At 46.9% G+C, this 6,492-nt stretch carries 6 protein-coding genes and 1 pseudogene; 1 reads left to right on the top strand and 6 read right to left on the bottom strand.

What is annotated here, in order from left to right; genetic code table 11:
- Window positions 1-316 precede the first annotated feature (316 nt).
- From QUB14_RS27750 to QUB14_RS27775, 6 genes are all read right to left on the bottom strand, one after another.
- Window positions 317-862, bottom strand: coding sequence for a hypothetical protein (locus QUB14_RS27750; protein ID WP_333221270.1), 546 nt, complete (start codon window positions 860-862; stop codon window positions 317-319).
- A gap of 257 nt (window positions 863-1,119) precedes the next feature.
- Window positions 1,120-2,481, bottom strand: coding sequence for a cytochrome 450 (locus QUB14_RS27755; RefSeq protein ID WP_333221272.1), 1,362 nt, complete (start codon window positions 2,479-2,481; stop codon window positions 1,120-1,122).
- 787 nt (window positions 2,482-3,268) lie between these two features.
- Window positions 3,269-3,751, bottom strand: a complete 483-nt coding sequence (gene petD / locus QUB14_RS27760; protein WP_190660167.1) for a cytochrome b6-f complex subunit IV — start codon at window positions 3,749-3,751, stop codon at window positions 3,269-3,271.
- A gap of 183 nt (window positions 3,752-3,934) precedes the next feature.
- The gene (gene petB, locus QUB14_RS27765; RefSeq protein WP_006633252.1) at window positions 3,935-4,603 is read right to left on the bottom strand and encodes a cytochrome b6; all 669 of its coding nucleotides are present in this window, start codon (window positions 4,601-4,603) and stop codon (window positions 3,935-3,937) included.
- 598 nt (window positions 4,604-5,201) lie between these two features.
- Window positions 5,202-5,501 (bottom strand): hypothetical protein, encoded by a 300-nt coding sequence (locus QUB14_RS27770; protein ID WP_333221276.1) that lies wholly within the window; start codon window positions 5,499-5,501, stop codon window positions 5,202-5,204.
- A gap of 176 nt (window positions 5,502-5,677) precedes the next feature.
- Window positions 5,678-6,115 carry a calcium-binding protein gene (locus tag QUB14_RS27775; protein ID WP_333221278.1) on the bottom strand — a complete coding sequence of 146 codons (438 nt, stop codon included), beginning with the start codon at window positions 6,113-6,115 and terminating at the stop codon, window positions 5,678-5,680.
- Window positions 6,116-6,194: 79 nt separating this feature from the next.
- On the opposite strand from QUB14_RS27775, the pseudogene QUB14_RS27780 reads away from it, so the two are divergent.
- Window positions 6,195-6,492, top strand: a pseudogene (locus QUB14_RS27780) (ISKra4 family transposase); the annotation flags it as partial.

Here is a 6,492-nt window from a genome sequence, read left to right on the forward strand (position 1 = left end):
GCCGTGTGCGGTGAAAGTCGCAAGCACGGTTTTGTAGGAGAGATGGTAGGGGACACTCTGCCATCGACTCTCTAACTGCACGGCGCCGTGTCCAACCTGTGGGTAATATTAATTCCGATGCTACCGCAGTTGATATGACTCGGGGTCGAAAAACTGAATCGTTGAGTGTTAACTGTTGACTCGATTTTATTATGCCGATGCAACCGGAAACGATATCATATCAAACTTGGCATCGTATAGGTCGTCGGTGCAAACCCCCTGTTCGATCGACAAAACCCGCCTAATTAAGCGGGTTTTGTAGTTTTCCTAAATATTTTCACTCTTTGGCAATAATTAAACAATCACTCTCAACTTTAGACAGCATCTCTGGAAAAGCTGATGTGTAATTCCCATCTTTGTCTACAATCCTGCGGAGTGTATATCCGCTGTCAGGAGGTCTGCCGAAAAACGAGTTTGTGCGATACCAGATATCTCCATTCAGAGTGTTCGGATCTCGATCGATCAAAAAATCTACAAGCCACTGCGGCACAGACCATCCAAACACTATCGGTGTAATGTGTCCGTGCTGCAAAGTTGCATCCGAGAATCGGAACAAGTAAGTTATCCGAGAAAATTTGACTAAATAAAGTAACATCCGTCCCGCCATTGATGAATGAAATGTCCAGATAACAGGGTCAAAAACGCGCAGCAATAGCGTCCGTTCGTCAGCATTCCAGTCTGAACTGTACATCGTCAAACAATCGTCTGGTAAAACATTCCCGTCCATAAAAAAGATACCTTGCAGGACTTCTGGTAACTCGGCTGGATGTTCTACTTTCATCCAATTTGCGATGTCTTTTAGTTGCTTTTCTTCGATTAACATGATATTATTTATCCTCAAAATAGTTGTGTTTGGGTTTCCTATTAGATACCCCCTTGATTTCTTAGTCGATCGAGCGATAGTTTATGTGGCGTGCGGTTTCAACTCACATCTTGCATCCTAGCCAATCAGTTATTCAGGGGCGGGGGGGACACCCCACAATAAACTTGATGTCTTGTGGGGTGGGCCGTCGGGCCTGTTAAGCGAGAATGGTGCAATATCTCAGTTTCAACCGCTGTCCGATCGAGCTTTTGGATTGATTACCCCTGCAAATTCGGCTCAGAGGCTCGTCGCACTTTGCCTACCGTACTCACGACATCCACCAGCATCTTGAGTGCGATGTCTTTACCGGGGCAAATCCGTCCCGCGCTACGATCGCCCACGGAATGAAATCCCATATGAAAAGGGCACAGATTCTCCCGCTTAGGGTTGAATTCGTATACCGTAGACCCCCAGAAACTCTCGTTTAGCAGTCCCAGGCTGAGCGGTATCAGTACCTTGGTTCCGGCGGGGAAAGTGCGCTCTTTGCCCGCTACCGTTGCGGTGAATGGCTCTGTGGCGACTCGGTGCGTGGCGCTGACGGGGGCCCAGAGGCGGGCGCATTCCAGGAGGAAGAGCTCGATCGACTGGCGATCGTCCAAATCGAGCCGATCCCAAAAATCAGTCGGGTTAATTTCGGCCGTCTGCTGTCCTTTATAGGCGGGGAGAGGGCGGTATCCCATTGCCGTGTTGCCTAGGTGCAGGGGGCCTTGCAGTCCCGCTATCCCCATAATCGATGTCATCAGCTTTGCCAATTCCCGCTTAGTCATGCCGTTGTTTTCCGAGCTCTCCTCGAAGTCGGCTAAAGCTGGGGAATTCTCATAGATAGTCGCTGCACGCTCGATTAGAGCGGACAAATCCCCGTGTCCAAAGACGTTCAGGCTTTGCAGCAGGTTGCCGATGACGGCGAAGTAGTGCAGCGGGCTTTGGCGAGTGTAATGCAATTCGGTGAGAAGTTCGATCGACTCTGAATCGTCTGGATTAATCCCAAAGATGACGTAGTGCAGATATCGGACTAAAAATCCCATCCAGCCCCGCTTGACATCGGTAAAAAACGCTCCCCCCGCACCGTGTGGCATTTGGGCATAATCGGCGGCTAGCCGATCGAGCAACCGTCGGGCGATTTCGTCTCCCTGGCGATCCGTTGTGGCACTGTTGAAGAGATACTTCTGCATACAGCTTCGGAATGCTGCGTGGTTGCTGCTATCATCAGTGGCGCGATCGGACAAAGACAGTAGAAAAAGGTTTCTGCCGCCGACATCTTGGTTGGGCGCGCTATCGGGATCGAGTACAGAAGTACCCAGCCGCCATCCACGCGCCTGGGGCGATGTGAGTGCTTTTTCCAGCGTGTCAAACTCTCCCATCACGACTTGCCCCGCGCAGCAAAAGTTGGCTCCGAAAGCCAGCCGTTTTAGTGGCAAATATGTGGGTTCGTTGGCAATCAAACCCTCAATCAGGGCGATCGGCGGTAGCATCGTTTTGCTGAGACTTTCTTCCGGGTTTTGCAAAGCCCAAACCTGAAACTCGTTCAGGGCCGGGTTCATAAGCGATGAGAAAATAGTATCTAAATTTAGGTTCATCATAATTCCTCCGAGAATCCCTCGCCATAACCCGCTTTGCAGTTAGCAGCAAGAGGGTATTGAGCGGCAATTGAGCGGGTATTGAATCCCACTTAAATGCCAAAATCAGTAAGTATAACTATAGCCATCTTTATTTGTAAACGCAGTGGCAATATAGATATAGTTTTACTGAATATGTCTGCGCCCAAGTCTAGCCTTATCCCGGAGATTGAGTGGAATTTTTAACGATAGCTGGTAAGTAGATATACTTTCTGGATCTAAAGTATTAGCCCCAATCTCTCAGAGCCCCACCTAACCGTAGATATTTACAGGAACTCGCCCCTAAAAAATACTATGGTTTTCTTTGTGCTTATATAGCAATCCTCGCATCATTTGTTAATTTCTTACTTTCTCCCCTTACTAAGGGGAGGGTTGGGGTGGGGTCAAAAATTTACGACTCATTTAAGATTGCTATATATATATATTTAGATATAATATTTTAGGCTTCTGTATGCTTCTGAATTTAAGTTAATAAAATCAGAGAATTAATTACTGAGTATTATTAAATAATAATAGAGATAAAAATCCCCACTTCTTCAAGTTTTCAATCAATTGAAATTCCCAATTCCCTATTCTTCAATCTAACTAAAATCTAAAATCTAAAATCAATTGAAATTCCCAATCCCCTATTCTTCAATCTAAAATTTAAAATCTAAAATCTAAAATCAAATGACGCCCGCGAAAGTTTCCCAGCAGTACAAAAGCACTTTACCGGAAACCTGCGGGCGTCAAAATCAAGCAAACTTAAATCTTAGAAAAGACCCAGTGTGAAAGATTTGTCGATCGGGAAAATAGCACCAATACCCAACCACAGAGTTACCGCAGTTCCCAACAGGAAAACAGTAGTAGCAACAGGGCGGCGGAACGGATTTTGGAACTTGTTAACGCTCTCGATGAACGGAATCAAAATCAAGCCAACGGGAACGCCAGCCATGCAAGCAATACCCAACAATTTGTTAGGCAAAACGCGCAGGAGTTGGAACACAGGCCACAAATACCATTCCGGCAGAATTTCCAGCGGAGTAGCAAAAGGATTAGCAGGTTCCCCAACCAAAGCCGGGTCTAGTACGGCCAAACTGACGCACAGAGCAAACGTTCCCATGATGACTATAGGGAAAACGTAGAGCAAGTCATTAGGCCAAGCTGGTTCGCCATAATAGTTATGACCCATGCCCTTAGCGAGCTTAGCGCGGAGCGCGGGATCGCTCAAATCAGGTTTTTTGAGAATAGACATAGTAACAGTGTTCTCCTTTTAGTTTTACCCGGGCCTGCCATTCCGCTGTATTCCTTAGTTTGAATCAGCGGCGCGATCGCAGGAAGTGTTAGCCGTAAATAAATATCATGAGTGATGAATTATGAATTTTCAACTCAAAATTCAGCGGGGGGCCAAAAAAATACCGCCCCCACCACTCCAAATTTACAACGGGCCAGAGATACCTTGCTTGCGAATCATCAAGAAGTGAGCCAGCATGAAGACTACAATCAGCCAAGGCAACACAAATGTGTGCAAGCTGTAGTAACGAGTCAAAGTGCCTTGACCGACGCTGACACCGCCGCGCAGCAGTTCAACCATCAAAGAACCGACAAACGGGATAGCTTCGGGGACGCCGGAAACGATTTTAACTGCCCAGTAACCGATTTGATCCCAAGGCAGCGAATAGCCGGTCACGCCGAAAGAAACAGTGATGACTGCCAAGATTACTCCTGTCACCCAGGTTAATTCACGGGGCTTTTTGAAGCCGCCTGTCAGGTAAACCCGGAAGGTGTGCAAAATCATCATCAGTACCATCATGCTGGCAGACCAGCGGTGGATGGAGCGGATCAGCCAGCCGAAGTTGACTTCAGTCATCAGGTATTGCACTGAAGAAAAAGCTTCTGCTACCGTGGGACGGTAATAGAAAGTCATGGCGAAGCCGGTGGCAAACTGGATCAGAAAGCAAACTAAAGTAATTCCGCCCAAGCAGTAAAAAATATTGACGTGCGGGGGTACGTACTTTGTAGTGATGTCATCGGCGAGCGCCTGAATTTCCAGGCGTTCCTCAAACCACTGGTAGGTTTTTGAGTCGGTGATTTGTTTAGAAAACATGGAGCCAGAATTCCTAAAAGAATATTGCTGTGGTTGAGGTTCAGGGCAGCAGCCACAAGGTTTTTTGTCGCCCCGCGCCGAGCAGCTTGCTTTTACTAGCAAATGCCTGAGGCTATTTTTTAAATTTGGAGCTGACGAAAGGAACTCTATTGTGCGATCGCCTGCAAGCCCTGGGAAACTAAGCGGTGGCTTGTCCCTACTCGCTGGCGTTGCCCGATCGAATTCCAGACTGTGATAAAAAATGTAACATAATTGCCGTGCAATTTTCACACGCGCGATCGGTTTGTGGAGGCTTAAAACGCTTTTTTCGGAATCTCAACATCCGCCCAAGGTGGTATGGGAGGAGGGCTAAGCTACAGAAAGCAGTCCGAGCCGGAAACCGGTTTAGGGGGAGAGGCCAAATTTCATCTCGATCGTAAAACTTCACTTTCTGCCCCAAAGGCCCTCAATGTCAGTCGAGTCACCCGAACCCGTTGGATCGTACAACCGAATCTTGTTTTGTAGTAAGGACTTCAGTCCCTTCTAACAGCATCTGCTGGGTGCAACCTGCGTATTTCCGTAAAAAAAGCGGGTGATTACCCCCGTCCGTAAAGTCCTATCACAATTGAAAAGAAGGCAAACTTTCCACAAAAACTGGCAGCATTGGCGAGAAAGGAGAGGGAAGTGGCGGTATCGGGAAGGGAATTTCAGGAATAGACGGGAAGGATGGAAAGTCTCGCGATGGCGGTGAAAACCCAGTCGAAACGATCGCGCAATCTGATAGATTAACATCAGTAATATTTTGATCATCGGCGATTAAATCCGATCCGACCAATCTCCGAGTTCCCCGTCTTGTACCGTCATCATAAGATTCAAATTGGTAAGAGAAGAAGCGAAAACCGTTACGATATTGTACCAAACCAACGACTTAAATTTTGTCGCCTTCGCCCCGGTTAAAATCCTGAATAATAATGGCATGGCCACCTTCACCGCCATAGAAGAGGTAAGGGCTGGTATTTAATGAACCGAGAACAAATATGTCAGCTTCACTTTCCCGATTAAATAATCGATTTGTTCTCCAGTTGAGGAAAAGCTCTAACCCGATATGATGTCATTACCCGGCCCGCCAATCAGGGTGTCGCTGCCTTGATTTCCCTCCAGCAAATCGTCTCCTGCATTGGCGTTGAGGTAGTCATTATCTAAGTCACCTATTAGAGTGTCATTGCCACCTTCTCCAAACAGGCGATCGTTACCTTTGCCGCCCATTAGCAAGTCGTTGTTGCTGCCACCAAACAAGCGATCGTCTCCATCTCCTCCGATCGCCGTATCATTGCCTTGACCGCCGTTAAGACAGTCATTGCCAGACCCTCCCAAGATACTGTCGTTATTGTCTTCTCCTGTGATTAAATCCGCGCCTTCGCCACCCTCAAGAAAATCATTGCCGGCACCTCCTTCAAGTTTGTCATTGCCTTCGCCACCGCTGAGACTGTCGTTACCAAAGTCGCCCAAAAGGCGATCGCTACCGGGGTGCATCTCACTTTTGCGAATATGTCAAAAAAGGCTTAAAATAAAAAAGCTAGTAAAATCGTAAAATAAAGATGAGGTAAAGAAAATGACACCCTCAGACCAACAACAGCTAAAAGCCCACTTAAAAGCGGCAGCAGAAATTCTTTACAGAAATACCGAGCCAACCGAGTTAAAAAGTTTTGAAAGTATAGAAAAATCTGTGCGTCAGAAAATGTTAGAAGAAGTGGGCCCAGAACTAGGTAGCTTTTTTTTCAGCAGTATCAGGAATTCAAACAGGAAAACCCCGAAAAATAAAATCAATAGTCGGCTCCCTCGACCTTACAGATAATCAGGCAAAATATTTTGGCTTGAAAGCTTATAGTCAATTTAGTCCACTGATGGAA

Origin of the sequence: Microcoleus sp. B3-D2 (assembly GCF_036705345.1) — a bacterium.
Classification (GTDB): domain Bacteria; phylum Cyanobacteriota; class Cyanobacteriia; order Cyanobacteriales; family Microcoleaceae; genus Microcoleus.